The 14,274-nt window shown below is 67.1% G+C and carries 19 protein-coding genes; 8 read left to right on the forward strand and 11 right to left on the reverse strand.

Annotated elements, in window-relative coordinates:
- Positions 1 to 11: 11 nt before the first annotated feature.
- From ACP7BH_RS13370 to coxB, 7 genes are all read right to left on the reverse strand, one after another.
- Positions 12 to 719 carry a hypothetical protein gene (locus ACP7BH_RS13370; RefSeq protein ID WP_425985971.1) on the reverse strand — a complete coding sequence of 236 codons (708 nt, stop codon included), beginning with the start codon at positions 717 to 719 and terminating at the stop codon, positions 12 to 14.
- 222 nt (positions 720 to 941) lie between these two features.
- A complete protein-coding gene (locus tag ACP7BH_RS13375; protein WP_425985973.1) occupies positions 942 to 1,343 on the reverse strand; it encodes an NUDIX domain-containing protein in 402 nt (133 codons plus the stop codon).
- A 29-nt stretch (positions 1,344 to 1,372) separates the two neighbouring features.
- Complete coding sequence (locus tag ACP7BH_RS13380) at positions 1,373 to 1,909, reverse strand: cytochrome c oxidase assembly protein (protein ID WP_135194795.1); 537 nt, start codon at positions 1,907 to 1,909, stop codon at positions 1,373 to 1,375.
- The gene (locus tag ACP7BH_RS13385) at positions 1,906 to 2,079 is read right to left on the reverse strand and encodes a hypothetical protein (RefSeq protein WP_409718172.1); all 174 of its coding nucleotides are present in this window, start codon (positions 2,077 to 2,079) and stop codon (positions 1,906 to 1,908) included. Before ACP7BH_RS13385 ends, ACP7BH_RS13380 begins: the two co-directional genes overlap by 4 nt.
- A gap of 4 nt (positions 2,080 to 2,083) precedes the next feature.
- Complete coding sequence (cyoE, locus tag ACP7BH_RS13390) at positions 2,084 to 3,061, reverse strand: heme o synthase (protein ID WP_425985975.1); 978 nt, start codon at positions 3,059 to 3,061, stop codon at positions 2,084 to 2,086.
- Between the two features lie 153 nt (positions 3,062 to 3,214).
- Entirely contained in the window at positions 3,215 to 4,900 is a 1,686-nt protein-coding gene (gene ctaD, locus ACP7BH_RS13395; RefSeq protein WP_425985977.1) for a cytochrome c oxidase subunit I, read from the reverse strand.
- Between the two features lie 15 nt (positions 4,901 to 4,915).
- Positions 4,916 to 5,911 carry a cytochrome c oxidase subunit II gene (gene coxB / locus ACP7BH_RS13400; protein WP_425987074.1) on the reverse strand — a complete coding sequence of 332 codons (996 nt, stop codon included), beginning with the start codon at positions 5,909 to 5,911 and terminating at the stop codon, positions 4,916 to 4,918.
- A 254-nt stretch (positions 5,912 to 6,165) separates the two neighbouring features.
- On the opposite strand from coxB, the gene ACP7BH_RS13405 reads away from it, so the two are divergent.
- The 5 genes from ACP7BH_RS13405 (at position 6,166) to ACP7BH_RS13425 (ending at position 9,885) form a co-directional block, all read left to right on the forward strand.
- On the forward strand, positions 6,166 to 6,510 hold the full coding sequence (locus ACP7BH_RS13405; RefSeq protein ID WP_409718184.1) for a PadR family transcriptional regulator: 345 nt from the start codon (positions 6,166 to 6,168) through the stop codon (positions 6,508 to 6,510).
- A complete protein-coding gene (locus ACP7BH_RS13410) occupies positions 6,507 to 7,106 on the forward strand; it encodes a DUF1700 domain-containing protein (RefSeq protein WP_425985978.1) in 600 nt (199 codons plus the stop codon). Before ACP7BH_RS13405 ends, ACP7BH_RS13410 begins: the two co-directional genes overlap by 4 nt.
- Positions 7,103 to 7,885 (forward strand): GIN domain-containing protein, encoded by a 783-nt coding sequence (locus tag ACP7BH_RS13415; protein ID WP_425985980.1) that lies wholly within the window; start codon positions 7,103 to 7,105, stop codon positions 7,883 to 7,885. Before ACP7BH_RS13410 ends, ACP7BH_RS13415 begins: the two co-directional genes overlap by 4 nt.
- A 129-nt stretch (positions 7,886 to 8,014) precedes the next feature.
- Positions 8,015 to 9,043 carry a UbiA family prenyltransferase gene (locus ACP7BH_RS13420; RefSeq protein ID WP_425985982.1) on the forward strand — a complete coding sequence of 343 codons (1,029 nt, stop codon included), beginning with the start codon at positions 8,015 to 8,017 and terminating at the stop codon, positions 9,041 to 9,043.
- 14 nt (positions 9,044 to 9,057) lie between these two features.
- The gene (locus ACP7BH_RS13425; protein WP_425985983.1) at positions 9,058 to 9,885 is read left to right on the forward strand and encodes a DUF3298 and DUF4163 domain-containing protein; all 828 of its coding nucleotides are present in this window, start codon (positions 9,058 to 9,060) and stop codon (positions 9,883 to 9,885) included.
- Positions 9,886 to 9,925: 40 nt separating this feature from the next.
- Here ACP7BH_RS13425 and ACP7BH_RS13430 read toward each other — a convergent pair whose 3' ends face one another.
- Genes ACP7BH_RS13430 through ACP7BH_RS13440 form a run of 3 tightly spaced genes read right to left on the reverse strand, consistent with a single transcriptional unit; the run spans position 9,926 to position 11,496 of the window.
- The gene (locus ACP7BH_RS13430; protein WP_425985985.1) at positions 9,926 to 10,852 is read right to left on the reverse strand and encodes an alpha/beta fold hydrolase; all 927 of its coding nucleotides are present in this window, start codon (positions 10,850 to 10,852) and stop codon (positions 9,926 to 9,928) included.
- Positions 10,853 to 10,891: 39 nt separating this feature from the next.
- Positions 10,892 to 11,092, reverse strand: coding sequence for a helix-turn-helix transcriptional regulator (locus ACP7BH_RS13435; RefSeq protein ID WP_039244155.1), 201 nt, complete (start codon positions 11,090 to 11,092; stop codon positions 10,892 to 10,894).
- Positions 11,089 to 11,496, reverse strand: coding sequence for a hypothetical protein (locus ACP7BH_RS13440; RefSeq protein ID WP_425985987.1), 408 nt, complete (start codon positions 11,494 to 11,496; stop codon positions 11,089 to 11,091). The genes ACP7BH_RS13435 and ACP7BH_RS13440 overlap by 4 nt, the downstream gene beginning before the upstream one ends.
- 127 nt (positions 11,497 to 11,623) lie before the next feature.
- Between ACP7BH_RS13440 and ACP7BH_RS13445 the strand changes: the two genes are divergently transcribed.
- The gene (locus tag ACP7BH_RS13445) at positions 11,624 to 12,274 is read left to right on the forward strand and encodes a class I SAM-dependent methyltransferase (protein ID WP_425985989.1); all 651 of its coding nucleotides are present in this window, start codon (positions 11,624 to 11,626) and stop codon (positions 12,272 to 12,274) included.
- Here ACP7BH_RS13445 and ACP7BH_RS13450 read toward each other — a convergent pair.
- The gene (locus ACP7BH_RS13450; RefSeq protein ID WP_425985991.1) at positions 12,271 to 12,834 is read right to left on the reverse strand and encodes a type 1 glutamine amidotransferase domain-containing protein; all 564 of its coding nucleotides are present in this window, start codon (positions 12,832 to 12,834) and stop codon (positions 12,271 to 12,273) included. The two genes, ACP7BH_RS13445 and ACP7BH_RS13450, sit on opposite strands and share 4 nt — an antisense overlap.
- Positions 12,835 to 12,940: 106 nt before the next feature.
- Between ACP7BH_RS13450 and ACP7BH_RS13455 the strand changes: the two genes are divergently transcribed.
- Positions 12,941 to 13,330, forward strand: coding sequence for a hypothetical protein (locus tag ACP7BH_RS13455; RefSeq protein WP_425985994.1), 390 nt, complete (start codon positions 12,941 to 12,943; stop codon positions 13,328 to 13,330).
- 91 nt (positions 13,331 to 13,421) lie between these two features.
- Positions 13,422 to 14,273: a KPN_02809 family neutral zinc metallopeptidase gene (gene ypfJ, locus ACP7BH_RS13460; protein WP_425985997.1), complete on the forward strand. Its 852-nt coding sequence runs from the start codon at positions 13,422 to 13,424 to the stop codon at positions 14,271 to 14,273.
- The last annotated feature ends 1 nt before the right edge of the window (position 14,274 follow it).

Consider the following 14,274-nt stretch of genomic DNA (forward strand, 5'->3'; position numbering starts at 1 on the left):
GCGAATGGGGTTCAGGCCTTGCGCGACGGCGGATCGGCGGGCTCGTCAGGGTTTGAGCCCATGCCGCCGCCCATGCCCATTCCTCCCCCCATGCCGCCCCCCATGCCGCCCCCCATGCCGCCTCCGCCTCCGCCGCCTCCCCCGCCGCCGGCCCCGCCGCCCCGGCCTCCGCTCGACGACGGCCGTGTCGGGCCTTGCAGCGGAATGTCCGCCCCGGTCGGAACCGGCGCCAGGTCCAGCGCCTGGCGGATGAAGTCGCGCAACGACACGACCAGCTCATGCGTCCGCACCGGCCGCCCGGCGACCAGTTCGCGCGCCGCCTGCTGCGCCAGTCGCACCTGCTCTTCGGTGCCCAGCAGGATGATGTCGGCCAGCGACGCCTCCACCGCATCGCGGATGCGCCGGGTGCGGTCCGACCCCGCCGTCGCCTCGGCGCTCAGATCCAGCCCCGCCTCCCCGGCTGGCGCACCACGGCGGCTCAGATCACGCTTGTGCGTCGGATCGACGGTCAGGTCGCCGGTAAACGACCCGCCCAGCACCTTGTAGGCCGCGATCAGCGTCTTCAGCCGTTCGTTGATCTGGCGGTTCATCCGCTCGCGCCGCTGCTGGATGGTGAACATCATCACCAGCCGGATGCCCATGCCGATCAGCGTGACCAGCGCCAGCCCCAGCAGGGTGAGCAGCAGGTTCTGCCAGGAACTGAAATCCAGACCGCGCAAATCCCGTCTCCGTCATTTCACCGTGCAAAGCGGCACGCTGGAACGGAACGCGCGCCGACGCAAACGGCCCCTCCATTCCTTCGTCACCCTCGGGCTTGTCCCGAGGGCCCACGCCGGATGCGATCTTAAGCGAACAGATGGGTCACGAGCGGCGATCCAGCGGCGATGCCGAGACAGATCAACGGTGGGCCCTCGGGACAAGCCCGAGGGTGACGGCGGTGGTTATTGCGCCGCCAACGCTGCAAACGCCTTGGCCGAAAACGCCGACAGCGGCTGGGGCAGGTCGTTCAGATCGAACCAGCCGATCTCCGACAGCTTGTCCGGCTCTGTCAGCGTCGCCTCGCCGGTGAAGTCGCGCGTGACATAGATCAGCGACACCCAGTGCTGGCCGTCGGCGGGAATGACTTCTTCGGCTACGCACAGGAAGTCGACGGCGCCGATCTTGAGCCCGCTCTCCTCCTCGGCCTCGCGGCGGGCGGCCTCGGCGGACGGCTCCATCAGGTCGACCTTGCCGCCGACGATGTTCCAGAACCCGGCCTCGGGCGCCCTCAGCCGTTTGCACAGCAGCACCCGCCCGTCGGCCCGCTGGATCACCAGCCCGCAGCCGACGCCGGGAAAGTCCACGCCGGGCCCACCTTTTCTAGCTTGGGGCATCAGGCTTTAGGGGCGTCCACAGACGGATAGAAGGTGTAGCTAAGGGTGATGTCGCGCGCGCCCTTGGCCTCGCGGTCGGTGGCCAGTTCGGGGGCGATGAAATACTGCATCGGGAACTGGCGCGTCTCGCCGGCCGCCAGCGTCTGGTCGGTGAAGCAGAAGCATTGCAGCTTCTGGAAATACGGCCCCGTCTGTTCGGGCGAAACGTTGTAGCTGGCCCGCACCTGGATCGGCTTGTCCGAGGTGTTGGTCACGTCGAAATAGGCCAGGCCCGTCTCGCCGATCCGCACGCGCTGCGTCGATTGCTCGGCCTTGAAGGTCATCGGCAGGCCGCGGACATTGGTGTCGAACCGCACCAGCACCGTCTCGTCCAGCACGATATCCGAGGCCTTGTCCGCCTTCATCGTCGTGCCGCCGAAGCCCGTAACCTGACAGAACATCCGGTACAGCGGCACCGCCGCGAACGCCGCCCCGGTCATCCCCATCACGCCGAAGACGCAGACGATGGCGATCAGATTCTTGCGGTTCGCGTTCATTGCGCCGTGGTCCCCGTCGCCGCCTCCAGCAGCGCCCGCTCGCTCGCCTGGTTCTGCTGCAGCCGCAGGACGGTGGTGGTGAAGACCAGGACGATGAAGGCGACCAGGGCCGCCGCGATCCAGACATTGCGACGCTTGCGCGCGCGAAGTTCCTCAGGCGTCAGACGCATGGTTTTACGCTCCCAGACCGGACAAGGCCTCGACCAGAAGGGCCGAGAACAGGGCCATCAGATAGAGGATGGAAAAGGCGAACAGGTCTCGCGCCGGTTTGGCCTGGGCGCGCACATCATACAATGCGGCCTCGCGTCCCACAGCCTCGGCCTTGTCGGGTTCATCGCCCGCGCGGGACCGGTAGAGACGAAGCGCCAGGCCCAGGAAGCCCAGGCCGCCGGCAACCGAGACCACCAGATAGATCAACCCGCCAAGGCCCACGAAGGCCGGGGCGATGGCGATCGGCACGAAGACCAGGGTGTAGAGCAGGATCTGCAACCGCGTGGACTTTGCGCCCTTCGCCACCGGCATCATCGGAATGCCCGCCTTGGCGTAGTCGCCGGCCGAATAGAGCGCCAGCGCCCAGCTGTGCGGCGGGGTCCACAGGAAGATGATGGCGAACAGGAGCCAGGCCTGCCACGGCGCCTGGCCCGTCGCCGCCGCCCAGCCGATCACGGGCGGAAAGGCGCCCGCCGCCCCGCCGATGACGATGTTCTGGGGCGTCCTGCGCTTCAGCAGCAGGGTGTAGAAGCCGGCGTAGTAGACGATGGTCATGGCCAGCAGACCAGCCGCCAGCCAGTTGGTGTTCATGCCCAGCAGCATGACCGAGAACAGGCTCAGGATGACGCCGAACGCCATCGCATCGTTCTTCTTGACGCGTCCTGCCGCCACCGGCCGGCCGCGCGTGCGCCGCATCAGGGCGTCGGTCTCGCCTTCCAGCGCCATGTTCAGGGCGCCGGCCGCGCCCGCGCCCACGGCGATGCACAGAACGGCGATGGCCGCCACCAGCGGATTGATCGATCCCGGCGCCACCACCAGGCCCGTCGCGGCGGTGAACACCACCAGCGACATCACGCGTGGCTTCAACAGCTGGAAGAAGTCTTCCGGCTGGGCGGTCGAGATGGCGGGTGTGTTGAGGTCTGTCGGGGTCACGATGGTCATCTTCTACACCGTCACCCTCGGGCTTGTCCCGAGGGTCCACGTCTCCACGATACGAAAAAGGGCCTCGAACATTCCGCCCGAGGCCCTTCGCAGTCTTTTGAATCCGCTTCCGCCGTGGGCCCTCGGGACAAGCCCGAGGGTGACGGAAGAGGTTTAGTGTTCGTCGCCCTTGACCACCGGCAGCTCGTTGAACTGGTGGGTCGGAGGCGGCGAGGACAGGGTCCACTCCAGGGTCGTGGCGCCTTCGCCCCACGGGTTGGCGACGCCCGGACGACGACGGATCGCCGCCTCGGCCAGCATGATCAGGAAGACCAGCACGCCGAAGGCCGTGATCGCATAGCCGACCGACGACACCTGGTTCCACAGGGTGTAGGCGTCCGGATAGTCGATGTAGCGACGCGGCATGCCCTGCAGACCCAGGAAGTGCTGCGGGAAGAACACCAGGTTCACGCCCACGAACATGATCCAGAAGTGGGTCGCGCCCAGGAACTCGTTGTACTTCACGCCGAACATCTTCTCGAACCAGTAGTAGAAGCCCGCAAAGATCGCGAAGACGGCGCCCAGCGACAGGACGTAGTGGAAGTGGGCCACGACGTAATAGGTGTCGTGCAGGCTGTAATCGATGCCCGCGTTGGACAGGACCACGCCGGTCACGCCGCCGACGGTGAACAGGAAGATGAAGCCGATCGCCCACAGCATGGGCGTCTTGAAGCTGATGGACCCGCCCCACATGGTGGCGATCCAGCTGAAGATCTTCACGCCCGTCGGCACCGCGATGATCATGGTGGCGGCGATGAAATAGGCGCGCAGATTGATGCTCATGCCGACCGTGTACATGTGGTGAGCCCACACGATGAAGCCGACGAAGCCGATGGCCACCATGGCGTAGGCCATGGCCAGATAGCCGAACACGGGCTTGCGGCTGAAGGTCGAGACGATGTGGCTGATGATGCCGAAGCCCGGCAGGATCAGGATGTACACTTCCGGGTGGCCGAAGAACCAGAACAGGTGCTGGTACATGACCGGATCGCCGCCGCCGGCGGGATCGAAGAAGTGGGTGCCGAAGTTGCGGTCCGTCAGCAGCATGGTGATGGCGCCGGCCAGGACGGGCAGGCTCAGCAGCAGCAGGAAGGCGGTGATCAGCACCGACCAGGCGAACAGCGGCATCCGGTGGATCGTCATGCCCGGCGCGCGCATGTTCAGGATGGTGGTGATGAAGTTGATCGCGCCCAGGATCGAGCTGGCGCCCGCGACGTGCAGGGCGAAGATGGCTAGGTCGAACGCCGGACCGACGTGGCCCGTGGTCGACAGTGGCGGATAGGCCGTCCAGCCCCCGCCAAAGCCCTTGCCCGGTCCCCCGTCGACGAACATCGACAGGACCAGCAGGCACCAGGCCGCGACCAGCAGCCAGAAGGAGATGTTGTTCATGCGCGGGAAGGCCATGTCCGGCGCGCCGATCATGATCGGTACGAACCAGTTGCCGAAGCCGCCGATCATGGCGGGCATGACCATGAAGAAGATCATGATCAGGGCGTGGGCCGTAACGGTGACGTTGTAGCCGTGCTTGGACTGCTCCACGAGACCCAGCAGTTGGATCGACGAGCCTTCCCGGAACAGTTGGATGCCCGGCTCGGCCAGTTCCCAGCGGATCAGGCCCGACAGGGCGCCGCCCACGATGCCCGCCATGATGGCGAACATCAGATACAGGGTGCCGATGTCCTTGTGATTGGTGGACAGGAACCAGCGGGTGAAGAAGCCCACCTTGTGGTCGTCGTGGTGATGGTGGTCGTGAGCGTGACCGAGGTCGGTCGCGTCGCGGGTTACGGTAGCGTCAGCCATATGTCTGTTCGCCTCTTACTGGGCGGCCGGCGCGGCGGACGCCGCGGCGGGAACGGGTTGGTCGGCGGTGGCGCCGACGGGTGCGGCGACCGGAGCGGCCTCGGCGGCTTCACCGGCGGCCGCCGCGCCGGCTGCCGGAGCGGCGGCCGGCGCGGGCTCGGCGACCTTGGGGGTCATCGATCCGCCCTTGGAGGCGATCCACTGTTCGAACTGGGCCTGGGTCACGACCCGGATCTCCAGCGGCATGAAGGCGTGGTCGACGCCGCACAGTTCCGAGCACTGGCCATAGAAGACGCCGGTGCGCTCGGCCTTGAACCAGGTGGTGTTGATGCGGCCGGGAACGGCGTCGGTCTTCAGACCGAACGCCGGCAGGGCGACGGCGTGGATGACGTCGGATGCGGTGATGACCAGTTGCACGGTCTTGCCGACCGGCACGACCATCGGCTCGGTCGCGGCCAGGCGATAGGGCACGCCCTTGGCCTTGGCTTCCTCTTCCGGGAGCATGTTGGAGATGTATTCGGCGACGCCCTGGTCCGGGTACTCATAGGCCCAGTTCCACTGGTTGCCGGTCACCTTCACCGTCACGTCCGGCGTCGGCATGTCGTGATAGGCGAACAGCAGGCGGAACGAGAACAGGGAGATGAAGACCAGGATCACCACCGGCAGCACGGTCCAGATGATCTCGACCGTGGTGTTGTGGCTCCAGCGCGCGGGCGTCGGATTGGACTTCTTGTTGTAGCGGAACACGATCCAGGCCAGCAGGCCCAGCACCAGCAAGGTGATGGCCGTGATGATCGGCATCAGGATCACGTCGTGGAAGAAGTGCGCATCGTGCTTCAGCGGCGACGCGGCCGGCTGCAAGCCGATGCCGCCCGGCGTCGGCTGGCCCATCAGGTCCTGCGCCCACGTCGGCGACGCGGCGAACATCGCCAGTCCGGCGCCCAGAACGATCGAAGACGCAGAAGCCGAAGCCCCTTTGAGCGTCCCTAGGGCTCGCTTGCCCATCCCCATACGAGACTTCCCCATAAAACCGTTTTGCAGCAGATACTTGCGAATGGCTCGCAAGAGATCACGCTGGCGCGATTCCCACGCCCGGCGATGTCGGTCACCTATCGGATCGCTTTCGGCTTGCCAAGCGATCAACGCCACAGAGGCCGCAAAGCCGCCGTCAACCAGCCTCGATTAAATCGCTGTCATGTTTCGCCAGCTACCTTGCATCAACAGATACCTTGCCGTAGTCAATGGACATCAACAGGAGAGCCGAGGTGCCTGAAACCATCGAGATACAGCTGAAGAAGGGAGTGCTTGGACTGTGCGTCCTGGCGCTTCTGAACCGGGCGGACAGCTACGCCTACGAGATCGCCAGCCGCCTGTCGGATGCGATCGATATGGGGGAAGGAACCATCTACCCCCTGATGCGCCGCATGCAGTCCGACGGACAGGTGGAGACCTATCTGGTCGAATCCTCCGCCGGGCCTTCACGCAAATACTATCGACTGACCGAAGCGGGCCGGGGGGCCCTCGCCGCCCAGACTGCCGAATGGTCCGCCTTCACCAAGGCCGTCGACGCCGTCGTGGCGAACGACGCCGATCAGGGAGCCGCACAATGACGCGCGCCGAGTTCATCGATCGTCTGAAGGAAGGCCTCGTCGGCCTGCCGACCGCGACCGCCAACGACATCATCGCCGACTATCAGACCCATTTTGACGACGGCATCGCCGCCGGCCGAACCGAGGCCGAGGTCGCGACCGCCCTGGGCGATCCGATCCGCCTGGCCCGCGAGCTGAAGGCCGAGGCTGGCATCCAGCGCTGGCATCAGGAGAAGAACCCCTCCGCCGCCGCCGCCGCCGTCTTCGCGGTCCTGGGCCTGGGCGCGCTCGACATCCTGATCCTGCTGCCCCTGCTTATGGGCGTGGTCGGGACCGTGTTCGGCTTCTTCATCGCCGCCATCGCCCTGTTCATCTGCGGCGGCGTGATCATGGTCGCCGGACCCTTCGCCGGCTTCCCCGGCGGACCGTTCGCGGCGATCCTGATGGGTCTGGGCCTGATGGCCGGCTCCGTCTTCATCGGCGCCCTGCTGGCCATCTTCACCATCTGGCTGGTCAACGGGATCGTTTGGTTCGCCCGCCTGCACTATCGCCTGCTGAAGCCGGCGCTGGAGTCCTCGCCCACCCAATCCACACCTGTCTCGGGAGTTTCGGCATGATCCGCACATTGTTCATCATCGCCGGCGCCGCCCTGGTGCTGTGCCTGGTCACCGTCGGCGGCGCCCTCGCCATCGGCGGCCACGACCTCCAGCGCCACGGCTGGACCTGGACCTTCAAGGACGACAACGGCGAAAGCGTCCGCTTCGAGCGGGTCAAGGGCGGCGGAACCGACGACCTCGGCCCCCTCACCACCCGCACCCTCCCCTGGACCGGCGGCGAGAGCCTGACCGTCGATTCCAGCATCGACGTCGAATACATCCAGGGCGACGCGAACACCGTCGTCATCACCGGGCCCAAGGGTCTGACCGACCGGGTCCGCCTGGTCGATGGCCGGCTGGACCTGGGCGACGGCGACGAGCGGGTCGTGTTCGGCTGGAGCAGCGGCAACTTCACCGCCCGCTCCGAGCGTGACGAGCTGAAGGTCGTGATCACCGCCCCCAAGGTGAACCGCTTCAACGCCAATGGTTCGGGCGACCTGCTGATCAACGCCTATGACCAGCCGTCGCTGGCGTTGGACATCGCCGGCTCGGCCGAGGTCACGGCCTCGGGTCGCACCGACGATCTGAAGGTGGACATCGCCGGCTCGGGCGACGCCTCCCTCGGCGACCTGACCACCCGCGACGCCTCGGTGGACATCGCCGGCTCCGGCGACGCCCGCATCGCCCCGACGGGCCAGGTCAAGGTCGTCATCGCCGGCTCCGGCGACGTCGCCCTGGCCACCCGCGCCGCCAATGTGAACAGCACCGTCACCGGCTCGGGCGAGGTCTATCAGGACTGATCGACGCGACGTCGTCGAACCGAAGGGGGCTGGTCGAACCAGCCCCCTTTTTTCTTCCCTCTCCCACGACCGGGAGAAGGATATTTGTCCGCCCTTCACCCCCCGCCCCATTCCCGCTAAGTCACCCGCATGACTTTCGCCCCCCTTCCCGACGCCGGCGCCAACTGGGTGGATCGCCATGCGCCGGAAGGGTTGAAGCCGTGGCTGAAGCTGGGGCGGTTCGACCGGCCCATCGGCATCTGGCTGCTGCTGCTGCCCGGGTGGCAGGGGATCGCCCTGGCGCTGGCGCAGTATCGCCAGCCGCCCGGCCTCTATGACCTGTGGCTGTTCGTCGGCTTCGCCATCGGCGCCTGTCTGATGCGGGCGGCGGGCTGCGCCTTCAACGACATCGTGGACCGCGACTTCGACGCCCAGGTCGCCCGCACCGCCCAGCGCCCCATCCCTTCGGGCCGCATCACCGTGAAACAGGCCTGGGCCTTCGTGGTGGCGTGCAGCCTGATCAGCCTGACGATCCTGCTGACCCTGCCGACCGTGGCCATCCTGCTGGGCGTCGGGTCGCTGGCCCTGGTCGCGGCCTATCCCTTCATGAAGCGGATCACCTGGTGGCCCCAGGCCTGGTTGGGCCTGACCTTCAACTGGGGCGCCCTGATGGGGTTCGCCGCCGCCCTGCCGCTGGCGGCCGCGGCCCTTCTGCTGCCCCCCGACATCGCCGGCGAGTTCCGCCCCTTCCTGTGGTCCCCGACCAGCGACAGCGGCCATGCCATCGCCCTGGCCTGGCAGGCCTACATCCCCGCCGTCCTGTTATGGATCGGCGGCGTCTTCTGGACCCTGGGCTACGACACCATCTACGCGCTTCAGGACATCGAGGACGACGCCATGATCGGCGTCAAATCCTCGGCCCGCCGCCTGGCCTCGGCCGTTCGCCCCGGCGTCGCGGTCTTCTATGGCCTCAGCCTGATATTCGCCGCCTTAGCCGGCCTAAACGCCGGCCAGGGGCCGCTGTTTTGGCTGGGCCTGGTCGCCTATGCCGCCCATCTGGCGCGTCAGGTCGCGCGCCTCGACCGCAACGACGGCGCCCTGGCGCTGAAACTGTTCAAGTCCAATCGCGAGGCCGGCTTCGTCCTGCTGGCCGCCATCGCGCTCGGATCCCTGGTTTGATGAAGGAGCCTCTCATGTCTCACCCCGCCCGCATCCTCCTGCTGTCCGTCGCCGTCGCCGCGACCCTGGCCGCCTGCCAGCGCAAGGAAGACAAGGCCCCGGCACAGGCCAAGGCGCCGCCCGCCGCCGCCGCTACGCCTGCGTCCAACACCCCCGTCGGCTATGACAGCAAGACCCCCTACGCCACCGTCAAACTGACCCTGCCCCAGACGGTCAAGACCACGCCCGCCCTGCACGCCGCCCTCTATGCCGACATGGTGCGCGACCTGAAGCAGTTCGAGGAAGGAGCCCAGGCCGATCTCAGCGAGGCGGGCGGCGGCCCCAACCCCTATGAGAAGACTATCGCCTTCGCCCCCGGCGCCGAGACCGGCAAGCTGGTCAGCTTGGCCCGCACCGATTTCGAGTTCACCGGCGGCGCCCACCCCAACACCAGCTTCGCCTCGGTGATCTGGGACAAGACGACCAACAAACGGCTGGGCTTCGCCGACCTGTTCCGGCCGGGCGCCGATCTGTCTGTGCTGGACAAGGCCCTGTGCGCCGCCGCCAACGCCGCCAAACAGGCCCGCTCGCCGGGGTCGGAAACCGCGACCCTGGACGGCAAGATGTGGACCTGCCCCAAGGCCGTCTCGACCCCGTTCGTCCTGACGCCAGGCACGACGCCGGGCAAGGCGGGGGGCGTCACCTTCCTGATGGGACCGTATCAGATCGGCCCCTATTCGGACGGCCCCTACTGGATCGCCCTGCCGCAATCCGCCTTCCGCGCCCTGCTCGCCCCCGCCTACGCCGACCAGTTCGACGGCGCCCCCGCCAAGGCCGGCGACGTGACGCCCAAGAACGGCTGACGCTCAGAAATCCTCCCCCGCCTGCGGGGGAGGATCTGCATCACTCCGCCAGAAACGCATCCACCAGTTCGGCGAACCGCTCCGGCTGGTCGGCCATGATGAAGTGCCGCGATCCATCGACCCGGATCAGCGTCACGCCAGGCAGGGCCGAATACTCCCGCCCCCACATCCCGTCGGCCAGCGCCGCCGGCGGGCCGCCGTCTGCATCGGCGGCGTAAAGCGCCGTCACCGGCGTCGTCATGGCCGCCAGGCCCGGCCGCGCGTCGGTGGTCATCACATCCTTCATCGCGGACGCCATCGCGCGCCGGTCGGTCGCCATCGACCAGGCCACGATCCTCGCCTGTTCCGACGGCGTCCGCGACAAGGTCTGCGCCGTCGCCTCCTGCTGGGTGCGGAAGCTCGCCTCGTCCGCCCCCAGGATCATGCCCGCCGCCTGTTCCGAAAACGGTCGCGCGCTTTCGGCGGTCGCGGTCGGCCCGAACATGGCGCTGTAGAAGGGCAGCGAATCGACCGTCATCACCCGTCCGACCAGACCCGGTTTCTGTTGCGCCAGCAACAGGCCGCTCAACCCGCCCATCGAATGACCGATCACCGCCGGTCGGTTCAGTCCGGCCTCGCGGATGTAGCGCGCCAGTTCTTCGACCTCTGGCTGGACGAAGGCGCCGTCGTCATGGGTCCAGGGCTCGCCGGCGAACCCAGCCAGCTGCACCAGATGCACCCGGTGCGTCGCCTTCAGCCGATCCGCCGTCGCCCGCCACACCTCGCGCGAGGAGGCCAGGCCGGGGATCAGGATCACGTCGGGGCCCTGGCCCACCACCTCGACCGACAGCCGGTCCGACACAAAGGGCGCAGCCGCAACCGTCTCGGCTCGCGCCGCAGCGACCGTCGCGCCGGACGTCAGAGCGACGGCCGAGGCCAGGAACAGGGCGCGCAGCATCGGGCGCGCGCCCGAACGGACGTACATCATCGTCAACTCTCCAATTGTAAGGTTATTCTGACTTTTTGGTCAGCCCGCGTGCGGGTTCTCGAAAATCTCTTCCACCGGCCGTTCGAACACGGCGGCGATGCGGTAGGCCAGGTCCAGCGACGGATCGTGCCGCTCGGTCTCCAGGGCGATCACCGCCTGGCGCGACACCCCCAGCGCTTGCCCCATCTGTTCCTGGGTCCAGCCACGCTCGACCCGCAGAAGCTTCAGACGGTTCTTCATCGGCTGGTCTTTATGAAGGGCGACACCACGCCGTACATCGCCCAGAACAGCGGCACGATCAGCCAGGTCTGAATATGCGGCGCCCCGGCGAAACTCTCGCCAAAGCCCCAGAACGTCGCCACGGCCATCGCCAGGCCCGCCGCCACGATGAACTGTTTGGCGGTCACGCCGCGCACGAACTCATCGCTCTCGCGCATCAGGGCCAGGGTCGCCCAGATCTGACCGATCACCGGCGCCGACAGCACCGCCGCCAGCCCCCAGGCCGCCGGCGTGCCCACGACCTGATCGAACGCGTCCGTCGTCATCATCGATACGCAGATCGCGACATAGGGCACGGAAAACGCCATCGTGCGGATGATATAGCGTCGGTGCGCGGGCGTTCCGTCTTTCCAGGCAGCAAACATATTGGCTCTCCTTGTGTAATGATAACCTGACACCAACCCAATGTCATGTCAACCTGACTTTTTGTCATGCCTGCCCCACATTTCGCCTGCGCTTTTCCGCCATCCTTCGGACCCGTAGGATGCGGTCATGACCTTCCTCGACCCCGCCGCCTTCATCCGCGCCAACACGCGGCTCCAGCCCGTGCCGCATGCGCCGGAGATCTCGTTGTGGTTGGCGGACGAGATCACGCCGATCTGGCGGCTGACGGAAGAGGAGCTGGGCGAGATGGGCGTGCCGCCGCCGTTCTGGGCCTTCGCCTGGGCGGGCGGGCAGGCGCTCAGCCGCTATGTGCTGGATCATCCGCACGAGGTGGCGGGCAAGCGGGTGCTGGACTTCGCCGCCGGCTCGGGCCTGGTCGGGGTGGCGGCGATGCAGGCCGGTGCGACCTCGGTCCTGTGCGCCGACATCGATCCCTTCTGCCGGGCGGCGGTGGACGCCAATGCAAGGGCCAACGGGGTGACGCTGGACTTCACCCAGACTAATCTGCTGGACGCCGCCCCGCCGGATGTCGAGGTCATTTGCGCCGGCGACATCTGCTACGAACGCCCGATGACCGACGCCGTCCTGGCCTGGCTGGCCCAAGCCCGCGCCAGGGGAACGCGCGTCCTGATCGGCGATCCGGGGCGCACCTATTTCCCGCGCACGGGCCTGGATTTTTTGGCGGAATACCGCGTCCCGACCTCGCGCGAGTTGGAGGACCAGGAAATCAAGCGGTCCTCCGTCTGGGCCATGCCCTAGGTAGACTGGCCGTCATGCCGCCCTTCGCCGAATTCCTCGATCATCTTGGCGTTGAAGGCCGGGATGTCGTCGGGCTTGCGGCTGGTGACCAGACCCCGATCCACCACCACCTCTTCGTCCACAACGATCGCGCCCGCGTTCTTCAGATCGGTGCGGATGCTTTCGAACGATGTCATCGTCCGCCCCTCGACCACGCCCGCCTCGATCAGCAGCCAGGGCGCGTGACAGATGGCGGCGACCGGCTTGCCCGCGTCGAAGAAGGCCCGCACGAACTTCACCGCATCCGCATCGGCCCGCAGCAGGTCCGGGTTCACCACCCCGCCCGGCAGCAGCAGGGCGGAGTATGACGCCGCATCCACCGCCGCCACCGCCTTGTCCGCCGTCACCTTGTCGCCGGGCGTCAGATGGTCGAAGCCCTGGAAGTCGCCGGCCTGCAGCGACACGATCTCGACCGCCGCGCCTGCATCCTTCAGCGCCTTCATCGGTTCATTCAGTTCGATCAGCTCGACGCCGTCGGTCGCCAGGATGGCGACGGTCTTGCCGGAAAGGGATTGGGCCATGAGAAGGTCTCCATTCGAGAAAGGGGTTCGGCGCGATGAACCCACAGAAACTCAAAGGGTTGCGGCTCCGCTTGGCGCGACCGGCCGGCGCTCCCACATCCCTTCCATGCGACGCATCCTGACCCTGACGGCCCTTCTGGCGGCGACCGCGACGCCCGCTCTGGCCCAGACCTACCCCCAGCCCGGTCGGCCCTACGGCGCCTATCCGGGCGGCGTTCCTGCGGCCATCGCCGACCAGCATCGCTATGAAAACGACCGCCTGCGCGCCCAATCCCAATCGAACGCCGACCAGGCCCGCCAGCAACAGATCGAGACTCAGCTTCGTCTGCGCGCCATCGAGTCAGCGCGTGAACCGGTCGCGACTCAGGCCCTGCCACCCCGCCCGCTCTACAGCCCCGAGCAGGAACGCGCCCTGCGCCAGTCCGCCGCCGAACGCCGCCAGCAGACCGCCCAGGGCATGAGCCAGATCGACGACTGGCTGGCCCGTCCTCAGTAAAGGCCACAATGAAGCGCGCGACCTGACGCATCTCTTCCCTTGCCCCTGCGTTCCGGCCTAGCTTATCGAGGATCGGGCGGAGAGAGACGACATGCGTTGGCAGGGTGGACGGACAGGCGGCGGCGTCGAGGATCGGCGTGGAATGGGCGGCGGCGCCATCGCGGGCGGCGGTTTGGGCGTGGGCGTCCTGGCCATCATCGGCTATTTGGTTTTCGGCATTGATCCTTCGACCACCACCCAACTGGCCAGCCAGTTTGGCGGCGTGGGTGCGGAACAGCAGCAGGGCCAGGTCGGCACGCCTGAGGACCAAGCTGGACGCTTCGTCGATGTCATCGGCAGCAATATCGATGATGTCTGGACGCAAAAGCTGAACGGCTATCAGCGTCCCAATGTCGTCATTTACGAACAGGGCACATCGACCGGCTGCGGCTATGGCCAATCCGCCATGGGCCCCTTCTATTGCCCGAGCGACAAGACCGTCTATCTGGACCTCGGCTTCTGGCAGGAAATGGAGACGCAACTGGGCGCCTCCGGCGCCGACTTCGCCCGCGCCTATGTCATCGCCCACGAGTTCGGCCATCACGTCCAGACCCTGACCGGCACCTCGGCTCAGGTCCGCGAGGCCCAGCAACGCGCCCAGGGCGAGGCCGAGGCCAATCAGTATTCCGTGGCGCTGGAGCTTCAGGCCGACTGCTACGCCGGCGTCTGGGCCAAAAACGCCTCGGCCGTCTCGAACGGCCAGGTCTCGCTGGAGCCGGGCGATATCGAAGAAGGCATGAAGACCGCCCAGGCCATCGGCGACGACGCCCTGCAGCGTCGCGGCGGCGGACGGGTCTCGCCCGAAAGCTTCACCCACGGCTCCTCGGCCCAGCGGGTCGAATGGCTGCAACGCGGCTATCAGTCGGGCGACCCCGCGTCGTGCGATACCTTCGCCGGCGCCTGAT

The organism is Brevundimonas sp. TWP2-1 (assembly GCF_049897645.1).
Lineage (GTDB): Bacteria > Pseudomonadota > Alphaproteobacteria > Caulobacterales > Caulobacteraceae > Brevundimonas.